This window comes from Shinella sp. NM-101 (assembly GCF_021401195.1).
Classification (GTDB): Bacteria; Pseudomonadota; Alphaproteobacteria; order Rhizobiales; family Rhizobiaceae; genus Shinella.
In genome coordinates this window covers 232,246-246,746 of the sequence record NZ_JACBFT010000001.1, presented here as the reverse complement: position 1 = coordinate 246,746, position 14,501 = coordinate 232,246, and the positions used below count along the sequence as shown (strand labels likewise).

At 66.7% G+C, this 14,501-nt stretch carries 11 protein-coding genes; 8 read left to right on the top strand and 3 right to left on the bottom strand.

Translation table 11 applies throughout. From position 1 onward, the window contains the following. Positions 1-37 precede the first annotated feature (37 nt). Complete coding sequence (locus L0976_RS01175) at positions 38-1,624, top strand: ABC-F family ATP-binding cassette domain-containing protein (RefSeq protein ID WP_234185665.1); 1,587 nt, start codon at positions 38-40, stop codon at positions 1,622-1,624. A 162-nt stretch (positions 1,625-1,786) separates the two neighbouring features. Here the strand turns inward: L0976_RS01175 and L0976_RS01170 are convergent, their stop codons facing one another. Continuing rightward, on the bottom strand, positions 1,787-4,099 hold the full coding sequence (locus L0976_RS01170) for an NADP-dependent malic enzyme (protein ID WP_234185664.1): 2,313 nt from the start codon (positions 4,097-4,099) through the stop codon (positions 1,787-1,789). Positions 4,100-4,333: 234 nt separating this feature from the next. Between L0976_RS01170 and L0976_RS01165 the strand changes: the two genes are divergently transcribed. Both L0976_RS01165 and L0976_RS01160 read left to right on the top strand, forming a co-directional pair. Next, positions 4,334-5,179: a UDP-2,3-diacylglucosamine diphosphatase gene (locus L0976_RS01165; protein WP_203319078.1), complete on the top strand. Its 846-nt coding sequence runs from the start codon at positions 4,334-4,336 to the stop codon at positions 5,177-5,179. 303 nt (positions 5,180-5,482) lie between these two features. Next, positions 5,483-6,706 (top strand): MFS transporter, encoded by a 1,224-nt coding sequence (locus L0976_RS01160; RefSeq protein ID WP_234185663.1) that lies wholly within the window; start codon positions 5,483-5,485, stop codon positions 6,704-6,706. On the opposite strand, the gene dgcA is transcribed toward L0976_RS01160, so the two are convergent. Further along, positions 6,676-7,659: an N-acetyl-D-Glu racemase DgcA gene (dgcA, locus tag L0976_RS01155; protein ID WP_234185662.1), complete on the bottom strand. Its 984-nt coding sequence runs from the start codon at positions 7,657-7,659 to the stop codon at positions 6,676-6,678. The genes L0976_RS01160 and dgcA overlap by 31 nt on opposite strands. A gap of 129 nt (positions 7,660-7,788) precedes the next feature. Here dgcA and L0976_RS01150 point away from each other — a divergent pair, with 129 nt between their 5' ends. The 5 genes from L0976_RS01150 (at position 7,789) to L0976_RS01130 (ending at position 13,307) form a co-directional block, all read left to right on the top strand. Next, positions 7,789-8,943 (top strand): ABC transporter permease, encoded by a 1,155-nt coding sequence (locus L0976_RS01150; protein WP_234185661.1) that lies wholly within the window; start codon positions 7,789-7,791, stop codon positions 8,941-8,943. Between the two features lie 2 nt (positions 8,944-8,945). Then, entirely contained in the window at positions 8,946-9,731 is a 786-nt protein-coding gene (locus tag L0976_RS01145; RefSeq protein ID WP_203319074.1) for an ABC transporter ATP-binding protein, read from the top strand. 58 nt (positions 9,732-9,789) lie between these two features. Then, positions 9,790-11,160, top strand: a complete 1,371-nt coding sequence (locus tag L0976_RS01140) for an MlaD family protein (RefSeq protein WP_234185660.1) — start codon at positions 9,790-9,792, stop codon at positions 11,158-11,160. Positions 11,161-11,294: 134 nt separating this feature from the next. Next, positions 11,295-11,912 carry an ABC-type transport auxiliary lipoprotein family protein gene (locus L0976_RS01135; protein ID WP_370643543.1) on the top strand — a complete coding sequence of 206 codons (618 nt, stop codon included), beginning with the start codon at positions 11,295-11,297 and terminating at the stop codon, positions 11,910-11,912. A 228-nt stretch (positions 11,913-12,140) separates the two neighbouring features. Next, positions 12,141-13,307, top strand: coding sequence for a transposase (locus L0976_RS01130; protein ID WP_234185659.1), 1,167 nt, complete (start codon positions 12,141-12,143; stop codon positions 13,305-13,307). 181 nt (positions 13,308-13,488) lie between these two features. Here the strand turns inward: L0976_RS01130 and L0976_RS01125 are convergent, their stop codons facing one another. Then, positions 13,489-14,454 carry a Tim44 domain-containing protein gene (locus L0976_RS01125; RefSeq protein WP_234186191.1) on the bottom strand — a complete coding sequence of 322 codons (966 nt, stop codon included), beginning with the start codon at positions 14,452-14,454 and terminating at the stop codon, positions 13,489-13,491. Positions 14,455-14,501: the final 47 nt, after the last annotated feature.

Here is a 14,501-nt window from a genome sequence, read left to right as displayed (position 1 = left end):
AACCGACTTCGTTTTGTCCTCGGGGAATTCCGTATCGATGCCGCATTCCATCACGCTTTCGAAAATCACCTGGTCGACGCCTGACGGGCACACGCTTCTTTCCGGTCTCGACCTGACCTTCGGCACCGAGCGCGCCGGCCTCGTCGGCCGCAACGGCGTCGGCAAGACGACACTGCTGAGGCTCGTCACCGGCGATCTTTCGCCGCAATCCGGCTCCGTCGCGATCGACGGCACGCTCGGCCTCCTGCGCCAGAGCGTGCAGGTCGCGCCGGACGAGACGGTCGCCAGCCTCTTCGGCATTACGGAGGCCCTCGATCTTCTCGCACGCGCCGCGCGCGGCGAGGCGGGTGCCGGCGAGCTCGCCGAGGCCGACTGGACGCTGGAGGCCCGGCTTGCCGCCGCCCTTGCCCGTGTCGGGCTGGAGGGGGAGGCCGCAACGCCGCTGGCTTCGCTTTCCGGCGGGCAGCGGACGCGGGCGGCGCTTGCGGCGCTCATCTTCCGCGCGCCCGATTTCCTGCTTCTGGACGAGCCGACCAACAATCTCGACCGCGACGGGCGCCGCGCGGTCATCGACATGCTCGCCGGCTGGCGCGCCGGTGCCGTCGTCGTCAGCCACGACCGGGAGCTCCTCGATACCATGGATGCCATCGTCGAGCTGACGAGCCTCGGCGCGACGCGCTATGGCGGCAACTGGACCGCCTATCGCGCGCGAAAGGCGCTGGAGCTCGCCGCCGCGCATCGCGACCTTGTCGACGCGGAAAAGCACGCGGCCGACGTGGCGCGCACCATGCAGGCGGTCGCCGAGCGCAAGGCGCGCAAGGACAGCGCCGGGCGCCGGAAGAAGGCGCGGGGCGATATTCCGCGCATCGTGCTGGGCGCGATGAAGGAGCGTAGCGAGCTGACGAGCGGCGCGAATGCGCGGCTTGCCGAAAGCCGGCAGGCGCAGGCGGGCGAGGCGGTGACGACGGCGCGCGAGCGCATCGAAATCCTCCAGCCGCTCACCGTCTGCGTGCCGCCGACGCATCTTCCCGCAAGCCGGACGGTGCTGCGCATGGAGGGCGTGACGGCCGGCTACCTGCCGGACCGGCCGGTAATCCGCGACCTTTCCTTCGCGATGACCGGGCCGGAGCGGGTGGCGGTGACGGGACCGAACGGCTCCGGCAAGACGACGCTCCTCGCGCTCGTCACCGGCCAGCTTCAGCCTTGGGCGGGCAGCGTGCGGCTTTCCACCGATGCCGCCATGCTGGACCAGCGCGTCAGCCTGCTCGATCCGGCGCTGTCGATCCGCGACAACTTCCGGCGGATCAATCCCGAGGCGGACGAGAATGCCTGCCGGGCGGCGCTGGCGCGCTTCATGTTCCGGGCGGATGCGGCCTTGCAGGTTGTCGGCAGCCTCAGCGGGGGGCAGATGCTGCGCGCCGGCCTTGCCGCCGTACTGGGCGGGCGAACGCCGCCGGCGCTCCTCATCCTCGACGAGCCGACGAACCATCTGGACATCGCCTCCATCGAAGCGGTGGAGGCGGGCCTGCGGGCCTATGACGGCGCGCTCCTCGTCGTCAGCCACGACGAGCCGTTTCTGGAAGCGATCGGCATCACGCGCCGGCTTCAGCTTCCCTTGCGATGACGGCGGCTGCCGGCGATGTCCGAAGAAAGCACTTCTCGTTCGTCATGGTCGGCCCTGACCCGAGGATCCATACTCGCGTGCCGCGCCTGTGGATCCTCGGGTCAAGCCCGAGGATGACGGCGGTGGGTGGATCGGCGGTCGCCGTTTGGCGAGTGGCCCGGATCAGCTCGGGTTGGAGGCTTCCACCACGGCGAGCGCGGCCATGTTGACGACGCCGCGGGAGGTGACGGACGGCGACAGGATGTGAGCGGGCATCGCGGCGCCGAGCAGGATCGGGCCGACATGCAGGCTGTCCGTCATCGTCTTCACCACGCCGAGCGTGATGTTGGCGGCATCGAGGTTCGGGAAGACCAGAAGGTTGGCCTCGCCGGTAAGCGTCGAATCCGGCATGACGCGCTGGCGCAGCACTTCGGAGATCGCCGAATCGCCGTGCATCTCGCCGTCCGCCTCCAGCGTCGGGTCCATCTCGCGGACGATCTCCATCGCCTTGCGCATCTTGAAGCTGCTGTCCGAATCCCGCGAGCCGAAGTTGGAGTGCGAGACGAGGGCGGCGCGCGGCGTGATGCCGAAGCGGCGGATTTCCTTCGCCGCCATGATGGTCATCTGCGCGACTTCCTCGGCGGTCGGTTGCGTCGTCACGTAGGTATCGGTGAAGAAGGTGGCGCCGCGCTGCGAGATGAGCAGGCTGAGCGCGGAGAAGTCGAGCACGCCCTCCTTCTTGCCGATGATCTGGCTGACGTCGCGCAGGTGCTTGGCATAGCGGCCCTCGACGCCGCAGATCAGCGCATCGGCCTCGCCGCGCTTGACGGCGAGCGCGCCGATGACCGTCTGGTTCGTGCGCACGATGGTGCGCGCGGCCTCCGGGATCACGCCGCGGCGGCCGACGATGCGGAAGTAGTCGTCGACATAGTCGCGGTAGCGCGGATCGTCTTCCGGGTTCACCACCTCGAAATCGACATGCGGGCGCACGCGCAGGCCATAGCGCCTGAGGCGCGCCTCGATGATCTGCGGGCGGCCGATGAGGATGGGCCTGGCGGTCTCCTCCTCCAGCAGCACCTGGGCGGCGCGCAGCACGCGCTCGTCCTCGCCCTCGGCGAAGATGACGCGCTTCTTCTCGGCCTTCTTCGCGGCGGCGAAGATCGGCTTCATGATGAAGCCCGAGCGCCAGACGAAGCGGTTGAGCTGGTCGAGATAGGCGTCGAAATCGGTGATCGGCCGCGAGGCGACGCCGGTTTCGGCGGCGGCGCGCGCGACGGCCGGCGCGATTCGCAGGATGAGCCGCTGGTCGAAGGGCGAGGGGATCAGGTAGTTCGGCCCGAAGCTCGGCGTATCGCCGGAATAGGCGCGGGCGGCGACATCGGACACTTCCTCGCGGGCGAGCGCGGCGATGGCCCGCACCGCCGCCATCTTCATCTCCTCGTTGATCGTGCGCGCGCCGCAATCGAGCGCGCCGCGGAAGATGTAGGGGAAGCAGAGGACGTTGTTGACCTGGTTGGGGAAGTCGGAGCGGCCGGTGCAGATCATGGCGTCGGGACGGGCGGCGCGCGCTTCTTCCGGCATGATCTCCGGCTTCGGGTTGGCGAGCGCCATGATCAGCGGCTTTTCCGCCATGCGCACGAGGAGCTCCGGCTTCAGCACGCCGGCGGCCGAAAGGCCGAGGAAGACGTCGGCGCCGTCGATGGTCTCGGAAAGTTGGCGCTTGTCCGTCTCCTGCGCGTAGACGGCCTTCCACTGGTCCATCAATTCCTCGCGGCCCTTGTAGACGACGCCCTCGATGTCGTGGACCCAGATGTTCTCGACCTTCGCGCCGAGGACGACGAGCTGGTTGAGGCAGGCGAGCGCGGCCGCGCCCGCGCCCGAGGCGACGATCTTGGCGTCGGGCAGCGACTTGCCGGCAAGCTCCAGGCCGTTGAGGACGGCGGCCGCGACGATGATCGCCGTGCCGTGCTGGTCGTCGTGGAAGACGGGGATGTCCATCTTCTCGCGGAGCTGGCGCTCCACCTCGAAGCATTCCGGCGCCTTGATGTCTTCGAGGTTGATGCCGCCGAAGGTCGGCTCCAGTGCCGAGACGACATTGACCATCTCGCTGACGGTCGGCGCGTCGATCTCGATGTCGAAGACGTCGATGCCGGCGAATTTCTTGAAGAGGACGGCCTTGCCCTCCATGACGGGCTTGGAGGCGAGCGGACCGATATTGCCGAGGCCGAGGACGGCCGTGCCGTTCGAGACGACGGCGACGAGGTTGGAGCGCGCGGTGTAATAGGCGGCGGTGCCCGGGTCGTCGCGGATGGCAAGACAGGGCGCGGCGACGCCCGGCGAGTAGGCGAGCGCCAGGTCGCGCTGGTTGCCGAGCGGCTTGGTCGGGTTGATCTCGAGCTTGCCGGGGCGGGGGTGGCGGTGGAAGAAGAGGGCCTGCTGGTCGATGTCGCCGCTTGCGGGGCCGTCCTGCGTCCGCGATTTGTCACCCGTGCTCATGATCCATCCTGCCATATGCTGTTTTCATTGCGGCTCTTCGTGGCACGAAACCGCCGCGACGTGAAGTTTCCGAAGCTCCCATAAAGCCGCAATCGCCGGCCTGCGCAATGCCTATTTGCTGTCGGGAAATGCATAGGTGTGTCATCAATTTGAAACAGGACTCTGGTTTTCAACGGGAAGAAAGCCGTCCGTCATGAAGATGATCGCGGCGGCCGGCCACCCGGAGACAAACGCATGACCGCGACCCCCGCCGACCCCGATATCCGCCACTTCCGCACGCTGTTCATCTCGGACGTGCATCTGGGATCGAAGGCGGCCAAGGCGGATTTCCTGCTCGACTTCCTGCGGCATCACGAGGCGGAGACCATCGTGCTGGTCGGCGACATCGTCGACGGCTGGCGGCTGAAGCGCAACTGGCACTGGCCGCAGGCCTTCAACGACGTGACGCAGAAGCTCCTGCGCAAGGCCCGCAAGGGCACGCGCATCGTCTACATCCCCGGCAACCACGACGAATTCCTGCGCGACTTTCCCGGCACGCATTTCGGCGGCGTCGAGGTTGCCGAGCGCATCATCCACGAGGCGGCCGACGGCCGGCGCTACCTGGTGCTGCATGGCGACGAGTTCGACGTTGTGGTGCGCCATGCGCGCGTCGTCGCCTATCTCGGCGACTGGGCCTATGACGCGGCCATCGCGATCAACGTCGTCTTCGCGGCCATCCGCCGCCGGCTGGGGCTGCCGTACTGGTCGTTTTCCTCCTGGGCCAAGCAGCAGGTGAAGACGGCCGTGAACTTCATCGGCGAGTTCCAGAAGGTCGTGGTCGAGGAGGCGCGTCGCCACGATGCCGACGGCGTGATCTGCGGCCACATCCACCATGCCGTGATCACCGAGATCGACGGCATCCGCTACATCAACAGCGGCGACTGGGTGGAAAGCTGCACCGCCATCGCCGAGCATCACGACGGCGAGATGGAGCTGATCACCTGGCAGCGGATGGCTGCCGCCCCCGTCGAGCTTCTGCCGGTCTCGCGGCAGATGCCCGTCATCGAGGTGCGAGAGCCGGCCGGCGTGGAGGCTGCGTAGGGGGATTTTCGTTAGGGCAGTTCGTTGGCTTGCCCCTCACCCTAGCTCCTTTCCCGCAAGCGGGGAGAGGGGACGTGCCCGACGCGATGTTGGGGAAACCGGTGCGTCATATGCCTTCGCCCCGCCCCGCGGGGAGGAGGTGGCCGGCAGGCCGGAAGAGGGGCGCGGCATCCACCAGCGAACGCCGCCCTTGCGGGGAGGGGCGCTCGCAGAATTATCCGTCGCCACCCGCAGAAATAGCGGATTGGCGTACGTACATCGGCGTGATAGAGCGGAGGGCGTTCCAACGCAGGTTCCCCGCCAATGACCGCCCCTTCCGGGTTTACCGTGACCGCCGGCGCGCCGCCGTATTTCGCCGCGCGCATCGCCCTCGTCTTCTGCGCGCCGATGATGGTCAACGGCATCGCGCTGCCGTTCTTTCCGGTCTGGCTGGAAACGCTCTCGATGAACGACTTCCAGATCGGCATCGTGCTGGCCGTGCCGATGTTCGTGCGCGTCTTCACGGCGCCAGCGGCGGGCATCGTCGCGGACCGGATCGGCGAGCGTTCCGTCGTGCTCATGTGGTCCGGCGTGCTGTCGCTCCTGACCGCGCTTTTCTTCTTCGGCGTGCACGGCTTCTGGCCAGTGCTCCTGCTCTACACGCTGCAATGCGCCGTCTATTCGCCCTATGTGCCTATCACCGACGCCATCGCGCTTTCGGGCGTGCGCCGCTGGAAGTTCGATTACAGCCGGATGCGGCTCTGGGGTTCGCTCGCCTTCATCGTGGCGACGATGATCGGCGGCTGGCTCGCCGGGCTCTACGGCGGGGCGATGGTGCTGCCGGCGATGGCGGCGGCCTTCGCGCTGACCGTTGCGGGGGCCGTGATCGTGCCGAAGATCGGCCGGCCGCGCCGTCCGTCGCCCATCGCGGCGATTGCCACGATGCCGGCGGCCAGCACGCTCAGGCAGCGCGACGTGCAGTTCATGCTGATCGGCGTCTCGCTGGTCAATGCCAGCCACGCCATGCTCTACGCCTTCTCGGTGATCTACTGGCGCAAGCTGGATTTCAGCGGCACTGAGATCGGCGTGCTCTGGAGCGCCGGCGTGCTTGCCGAGGTGATTCTCTTCGCCTTCGCGCTCCGGATCCGGCGGCGCTTCAATCTCTGGTCCATGATGACGCTCGGCGCGGCGGTGGCCGTGGGGCGCTGGCTGGTCTTCCCCCTCGAAACGTCCTTCGCAGGCTATTTCGCGTCGCAGTGCCTGCACGCCTTCACCTTCGCGCTGCTCCATGTCAGCGTGCAGAGCCGTCTGGTGGAGCGGGTCGCGGAGGAACAGGAAGCCTCGGCGCAGGGGCTCTATTTCTTCTATACCGGCATCTTCATGGCCATCGCGACCTTCGTCTCCGGCTATGCGTATAACTGGTATGGCGTCGAGGGCTTCTATCTGATGTCGGTCATCGCCGCCGCGGGCCTTGCCTGCATCGTCGCCGGCCGGCTGGTCGCATCGCGCGCGGGCGTTCAGCCCCAGAGCGTCGCTTCCGGCGGGTAGACGTCCGAGCCTTCGTAGTGGAGGCCGGGTTCCCGGTCGCGGGCAAGCAGCAGCGGGCCGTCGAGGTCGACGAAATCGGCGCCCTGCGCCAGAAGCACGGCCGGGGCCATGCCCAGCGACGTGCCGACCATGCAGCCCACCATGATCTTGAGACCGTGGGCCCGCGCCGCCTCGCGCAGCGCCAGCGCCTCCGTCAGCCCGCCGGCCTTGTCGAGCTTGATGTTGATCGCGTCGTAGCGGTCGGCGAGCTTCGCCACGTCCTGCGTCCGGTGCACGCTCTCGTCGGCGCAGACGGGGACGGGGCGTGCGTGGCCGCGCAGCGCCGCATCGCCCCCGGCCGGAAGCGGCTGCTCGACGAGGGCGATGCGCGCCTCGGCGCAGAGCGCGAAATGACGGGCGAGGTTTTCCGGCGTCCAGCCCTCGTTGGCATCGAGGATGATCGTGCTTTCCGGCGCGCCGGCCCGCACGGCGCGGATGCGCGCGGCATCGTCGGGCGTGCCGACCTTGACCTTCAGCAGCGGCCGCCAGGCATGTTCGGCCGCCTGGCGCTGCATCGCCTCCGGCTCGCCGAGCGAGAGCGTATAGGCGGTGACGAGCTTGTGCGGGGCGGCGGTGTTGATGACCTGCCAGGTCGGCACGCCGGAAAGCTTGGCTTCCAGGTCCCAGAGCGCGCAGTCGATGGCGTTGCGGGCCGCGCCGGCGGGCATGGCGCGGGCAAGGTCCTCCCGGCCCATGCCGTCCTCGACCGCGCCGCGCATATCCTCGATGGCGGCAAGGACGCCGGCAACCGATTCGCCGTAGCGGGCATAGGGCACGCATTCGCCGCGCCCGGAAAGGCCGGAGGCGCCGATCGCGCAGGTCACCACCTCGGCCGTCGTCTTGACGCCGCGCGAAATGGTGAAGGCCCCGGCAATCGGGAAGCTTTCGGTCAGGGCGTGGAGCGTGCGGCGCATGGGATCGATCCTGAAGGCTTGAAAATTTCGATGTGGATTGAGGCTTTCGGCCGTTCGTTCGGTGACAGATGGCCGGCGAGCCGGTAAGACAGGCGCATGTTGTCGCAAGCACGGGAAGATGCAAGAGACTTGACAGCCGCCGCCACCCCCACTGCCGAAATCGCGACCGAACGCCCGGAGGGCGGGAACGGGGAGATCTGGCGTCTCTCCGGCCCCTGGGTGAACACGACCGCCGTGGGGGCGAGCAAGCAGCTTGCCGGCGTTGCCGCCGGGCAGGGCGGCGCGCTCGAGATCGACCTCAGCGCGGTGGAGGAGATGGACACGGCGGGCGCCTGGCTGCTGCGCCGGGCGATCACCGAGCGGCAGGCCGCGGGCGCCGAAGTGAGCGTGACCGACCGCAAGGGCACGCGCTACGCCGACCTCATCGCCGCGCTGCCGGAAAAGCTCGCCGCGCCGCGCGAGGAGAAACCCGCCCCCGCTTCGCGCTTCGAGCGCATCTTCGCCCCGGTCGGCCGCGTCATGGTCGACGTCTGGAACGACGCGGTGGCGGCCATGTTCATCCTCGGCTCGGCCGTGCGCGGGGCGCAATTGAAGCTCGGGCGCAAGAGCGGCGTGTCGCCGGCCGCCATCGTGCACCAGATCGACCATATGGGCGTGCGTGCCGTTCCCATCATCCTCCTGATGTCCTTCCTCATCGGCGCGATCATCGCCCAGCAGGGCGCCTTCCAGCTTCGCTATTTCGGCGCCGAGGTCTTCGTCGTCGATCTCGTCGGCATCCTGCAGCTCCGCGAGATCGGCGTGCTGCTGACGGCGATCATGATCGCCGGCCGCTCCGGCAGCGCGATCACTGCCGAGATCGGCTCGATGAAGATGCGCGAGGAAATCGACGCGCTGAAGGTCATGGGCCTCAGCCCGATCGGCGTGCTCGTCTTCCCGCGGCTCGTCGCGCTGACGGTCGCGCTGCCGCTCCTGACGATCATCGCCAATTTCGCGGCGCTTGCGGGGGCTGCCTTCGTCGCCTGGGCCTATTCCGGCATCACCTTCGAGACGTTCCAGTCGCGCCTGCGCGAGGCGATCGACCTTTCCACCATCGTCTCGGGCATGATCAAGGCGCCGTTCATGGCGCTCATCATCGGCATCGTCGCCTCGGTGGAGGGCCTGAAGGTCGGCGGCAGCGCCGAATCGCTCGGCCGGCACGTCACCGCCTCGGTCGTGAAGGCGATCTTCGTCGTCATTCTCGTCGACGGCCTCTTTGCCATGTTCTACGCCGCAATCGACTTCTAGGGATGCCCATGGATCCGGAAAAACAGGACGACGTGGTGCTCTCGGTCAAGGACCTGACCGTCGGCTTCGGCAGCAACATCGTCCTCGACAGGCTCAATCTCGACATACACCGCGGCGAGATCCTCGGCTTCGTCGGTGCTTCCGGCACCGGCAAATCGGTGCTGATGCGCACGGTGCTGCGCCTCCTGCCGCGCCGCTCCGGCAATATCGGCATCTTCGGCGTGGATTTCGACAAGGCCTCGGACGCCGAGCGGCTGGCGCTCGACATGAAGCTCGGCGTGCTCTTCCAGCATGGCGCACTGTTCTCCTCGCTGACGGTCAAGGAGAACATCCAGGTGCCGATGCGCGAATATCTCGACCTGCCGCAGGCGATGATGGACGAACTGGCGCGGCTCAAGGTCGAGCTGGTCGGCCTTGCGCCAGAGGCGGCGGACAAGTTCCCCTCCGAGCTTTCGGGCGGCATGATCAAGCGCGCGGCGCTGGCGCGCGCGCTCGCGCTCGATCCGGCCCTGGTCTTCCTCGACGAGCCCACATCCGGCCTCGACCCGATCGGCGCGGCGGAATTCGACGAGCTGATCGCCAAACTGCGCGACACCCTGGGCCTCACCGTGTATATGGTGACTCACGATCTCGACAGCCTGTTTTCGGTATGCGACCGCATCGCCGTCCTCGGGCAGAAGAAGGTTCTGGTCGAAGGCACGATCGAGGACATGCTGGCCTTTGACGATCCGTGGGTGCAGTCCTATTTCCAGGGCAAGCGCGCGCGGTCGATCGTGCCGAAGACGTAACGATTAGCGGGGCCTGGCGGTCCCGGCGGATGGAACTGCGAGCAGGATAGCCCGGAGCATGGAAACGAAAGCCAACTACGCCCTCGTCGGTTTCTTCACCGTACTGGTCATGGCCGCCGCCTTCGTCTTCGTCTACTGGATGTCGCAGTACGGCCGCGGCGGCGACATGGCGCAACTGGCGATCCGCATCCCGGGCTCGGCGAACGGCCTTTCCGTCGGCTCGCCGGTGCGCTTCAACGGCATTCCGGTCGGCTCCGTGCGCAACCTCGCCATCGATGCGGAGGACCCGCGCTTTTCCGTCGCCATGACGGAGGTCTCGACCAGCGCGCCGGTCAAGAAGTCCACCACCGCCGTGCTGGAAGTGCAGGGCCTGACGGGGGCCGCCTATATCGAGCTTGGCGGCGGCAATGCCGGCGATCCGAACATCCTGCGCGAGGCCTTTGACAACGAGACGACCGCCGTGCTCCAGGCCGAGCAGTCGAGCGTGACGAACATCCTTTCGACCGCCGACAAGATCCTCAAGCGCGCCGACACGGCCGTCTCCGATATCCAGGGCTTCGTCGCCGATGCGCGCGGCCCGCTCACCAACACGATCCGCAATGCCGAGCAGTTCTCCGATTCACTCGCCAAGAACGGCGAGAATATCGATGCGTTCCTGCAAAGCGTCGGCGGCCTTTCCGATACGTTCAAGAACCTTTCGGGACGGCTGGATTCCACGCTCGCCTCCATCGATTCGCTGATCAAGGCGGTCGATCCGAAGAAGGTCGAGGACTTCGTCGGTAATGTCGACAAGATCAGCAGGGACATCGCGGACGCCTCGGGCGATGTGAAGGCGACCGTGGAGGGCTTCCGCAAGACCGCCGAGACCTTCGACGCCTTCGGCAAGCGCGCCGGCGAGACGCTCGACAAGGTCGATACGCTGATGGCCGCGGTCGACACGCAGAAGGTCAGCGGCGCCATCGACAATATCTCGGTCGCGACCGACGATGCCCGCAAGGCGATCGCCTCCGTGACGGGCGTCGCCAACCGCATCGGCGAGCGCAAGGAAGACATCGACCAGATCATCACCGACGTCCAGCAGATGTCGAACAAGCTGAACGCGGCCTCCTCGCGCGTCGACGGCGTGCTCGCCAAGCTCGACGGTTTCCTGGGCGAGGGCGATTCCGAATCGCTCTTCGCCGAGGCCAAGGCGACGCTGCAGTCGATCAAGCAGGCCGCCGATACGCTGAACGGCCGCATCGGCCCCATCGCCGACGGGTTGCAGCGCTTCTCGGGCTCGGGCCTGCGCGACGTCGAGGCGCTGGTGCTCGACACGCGCCGCACGATCCAGAACCTCGACAGCGCCATTTCCGGCTTCGAGCGCAATCCGCAGCGCCTGCTCTTCGGCGGCGACACCGTCAAGCAGTACGACGGGCGCACCCGGCGGTGATGCCGGGCGCAAAGTGTGGCCCTATCCCCACAACGGCGGGCCGGCAGCCATCGGACGCGAATTTGTCCGCCCCCGCAACCGTGACAGCGTGCCGTGCCGCTGCTACACATTGATTCCCAGGGTTTGAGGATGAAATGACGGTATCGGGTATGGAGTTGTTGCGGAACGGGACCGCGGCGCGGGCCGCCCTCATCGCCGTTCTGGCAGCAACGCTCGCTGCCTGCGGCAGCGCTCCCGCGAAGAACGACACGTTCAGCCTCTCGGCCACGGCGTCCGCGGAAGGGCCTTCCGCGAGGAACCGCCAGATCCTCGTCCCGCAGCCCTCCGCCCTCAAGGCGCTCGACAGCGAACAGATCGTCATCCGCCCGTCGCCTTCGGAAATCCAGTATCTCGCCAAGTCGCAGTGGAGCGACAGCCTGAGCAAGATGGTCCAGGCCAAGCTGGTGCAGGCCTTCGAGAATACCGGCCGCGTCGGCGGCGTCGGCATGCCGGGGCAGGGCCTTGCGATCGACTACCAGGTCGTCACCGACATCCGCACCTTCGAGGTGCAGACGTCAGGGGCGGACACGGCCGTCGTGGAGATTTCCGCCAAGCTGCTCAACGACCGCAACGGCACGGTACGCGCGCAGAGGCTGTTCCGCGCGACCGCGCCGGTCAGGGGGGCGGACAGCACCGCCTTCGTGAAGGGGCTGGATGCGGCCTTCGCCACGGTCACGGCCGATATCGTCGGCTGGACGTTGAAGTCGATCTGATCGAAAAACGCCTCATCCGGCCTCACGGTCGCCTTTGCCCGCAAGCGGACGAAGGGAAGGATGCTTGTTTTTCCTTAATCGTCCCGTTTGCTGGCAAGGAAAACCCTGTCATCCGTTCCTTCGCCCGCTTGCGGGGCGAAGGTCGCGGTGGCGGGACGAGGGGCAGGCGCCCATAGGCGCTAACTTAAGGGATAGACACAGGGAATCGTGATGTGATTTCTCGGGCAGATGCGAACGATTGATTCCATCGAGCCCGATTGGCAAAACCTGATCTCGAAGCTTTCGAGGATCATTGATCTCGACACGACAGCGCGGGATAGCGGGGCGCTTTTGCGCCGCCGTATCGTGCAGGATGGCGCGACCTTGTTGCGCCTGGCGCTCGCTTACGGTCCTGGCGGCATGAGCCTGCGCTCGGCGGCGGCGTGGGCAGGTTTGAATGATGTTGCCAACCTTTCCGATGTCGCCTTGCTGAAGCGCTTGCGCGGCTCGGCAGACTGGCTTGGCGACATCGCGGGAGCGCTTCTGATCAATGCTTCGAAGGCAGTGCCCTCTACCGGCAGTCGGCGTCTTCGCATCGCGGATGGTAGCTCGATTTCCCAGCCAGGCAGCGCCGGCACGGATTTTCGGTTGCATGCGACATATGAGCCGGCGCTTTCGCGCTTCACCCATCTGGAGATCACCGACGCCCATGGCGGGGAAGCATTTGCCCGGGTGCTTCTACAGGCAGGCGATATCGTTGTCGGCGACCGGGCGTATGCGCGTGCGCCGTCGTTGGAAAAGGTGGTTGCTGCCGGTGCGGATTTCATCGTCCGCTCAGGTTGGCGCACAATACGCATTGTCATGGCGGATGGCAGGCCGATCGACTGGAATGCTGTTTTTGGTCCCATGCAGGTCGGCGAGGTTTGCGAGATCGATGTCTTCATCGAACACTCTGGCCACAAGCAAAAGGGACGCGGCAAACCGCTGTTTCAGGCAAGGCTGATCATCAAACGGAAAGATGCCGAGGCGGCGGCACGCTCCCTGAAGTCGGCAATAAGCGGACATCAGCGCCGCCGCCCCAGTCAGGCCATGCTGCCGACGACCGTCACGGCGGCGGGGTTCGTCATGGTGCTGACGTCGATCCCGGCGACAGACATGTCGGCTGAAGCCGTTCTGGGCGTCTATCGGCTGCGCTGGCAGATCGAACTCGCCTTCAAACGTCTCAAGAGCGGTCTCGGCATCCACAAGCTTCCGGCAAAGGATCCACGATTGGCCAGAACCTGGCTGATGGCGCATCTCATTCTAGCTCTGATGATCGACGAGGCCGTGAACGACGTCCTCGACTCTCCCCCCCTGTGGCGAGGACAAACCGTAATGCCATCGCGATTTCTATGTGGAGGTTGTATGACCTGTTGAAACGTGCATTCCTGACCGCAATTTTGAAAGTGCTTTCGCCGAAGAAAAAAGTGAGAAAATCCCTCACGAAAATCATGCGACTTCTTTGCGACCCGCCCAGACAGCGGAAAAGCCAGGGAAATGCGGCGAGAGCACTCCAAATGCCCTTAAGTTAGCGCCTATGGGGCAGGCGCCCCTGTCTTCAGGCGGCTTCGACGCCCTGGATCGCCGAGACTTTCCACTCGCCGCCGTTCCGGCGCACGAAGGTCCATATTTCGACCGCTTCCGTGAGGTTGTCCGGATCGCCGGAGACGACGCGTCCGGTCGAGCGGTCGCGCATGACGTCGATGCTCTCGTAGCGCATGGCGACGGTGGCGTAGTCGTCCGTGCCCTCGCGCCAGGCTTCCGCGACATCGCCCTGCACGAGATGGATGTCGCGCACCTCGTTCCTGAGGCCCTGCGTGGCATTGTCGCCGATCTCCTCGGCAAGGTAGGACATGGCCTCCGGCGTGGTGATCTGCCGGAGCGTGCGGAAGTCCTCCGCCGCATAGGCGGCCTGCAGTTCCTTCAGCATGGTCTCGAACCGGTCGAGGTCTGCCTGCCCGATGCCGATCTCGTCGCCGGGCTTGGCCTGCGGGGCGGCCTGCCGGCCGCCGCCGATGCGCGGAATCTCGAAATCCGAGCCGCCGTCGCGATACTGGCTGCGTGCGTCGGCGCCGCCGGCATAGGCGGGCGCGCCGCGCTGCGCGAACATACGGCGCAGGAACAGGAAGACGCCGGCGATCAGCAGCACCTGCAGGATGAGGCCGAGGAAGCCGATGCCCCCGCCAAGGCCGTGGCCGAGCAGCATGCCGACGAGGCCACCGAGCATGAGGCCGCCGAGAAGCGAGCCGCCGAGACCGCCGAAAAGGCCGGGGCGCGGGTTGGTCGCGGTTGCGTTGCGGCCGGCGGAGGGCTGGGCCGGCTGCTGGCGCGTCATGGTGCGATCGATCGGCTGGGCGCCGGTCGGTGCGGTGCGCGTCGTCGATGGCGTCGAGAAGGTGCGCGTGCCACGGCTGCCGAAGCCGCCGCCGGCCCGACGGGCCTCGGCCACGTCCACCACCGTCATCATCACCACCAGCGCCATTGCCAGCATCGCCAGTCCACGGCCAAATCCTTGTATCAGCATCATATTCGCGTCTCTTCCCCTGCGTTCGGTCCTGCGTTGCAACGCAT

Excerpts from the sequence above, each read along its gene's own strand:
- L0976_RS01175 (WP_234185665.1), top strand. The coding sequence starts at position 38 with ATGCCGCATTCCATCACGCTTTCGAAAATCACCTGGTCGACGCCTGAC.
- L0976_RS01170 (WP_234185664.1), bottom strand. The coding sequence starts at position 4,099 with ATGAGCACGGGTGACAAATCGCGGACGCAGGACGGCCCCGCAAGCGGC.
- L0976_RS01165 (WP_203319078.1), top strand. The coding sequence starts at position 4,334 with ATGACCGCGACCCCCGCCGACCCCGATATCCGCCACTTCCGCACGCTG.
- L0976_RS01160 (WP_234185663.1), top strand. The coding sequence starts at position 5,483 with ATGACCGCCCCTTCCGGGTTTACCGTGACCGCCGGCGCGCCGCCGTAT.
- dgcA (WP_234185662.1), bottom strand. The coding sequence starts at position 7,659 with ATGCGCCGCACGCTCCACGCCCTGACCGAAAGCTTCCCGATTGCCGGG.
- L0976_RS01145 (WP_203319074.1), top strand. The coding sequence starts at position 8,946 with ATGCCCATGGATCCGGAAAAACAGGACGACGTGGTGCTCTCGGTCAAG.
- L0976_RS01140 (WP_234185660.1), top strand. The coding sequence starts at position 9,790 with ATGGAAACGAAAGCCAACTACGCCCTCGTCGGTTTCTTCACCGTACTG.
- L0976_RS01135 (WP_370643543.1), top strand. The coding sequence starts at position 11,295 with ATGACGGTATCGGGTATGGAGTTGTTGCGGAACGGGACCGCGGCGCGG.
- L0976_RS01130 (WP_234185659.1), top strand. The coding sequence starts at position 12,141 with ATGCGAACGATTGATTCCATCGAGCCCGATTGGCAAAACCTGATCTCG.
- L0976_RS01125 (WP_234186191.1), bottom strand. The coding sequence starts at position 14,454 with ATGCTGATACAAGGATTTGGCCGTGGACTGGCGATGCTGGCAATGGCG.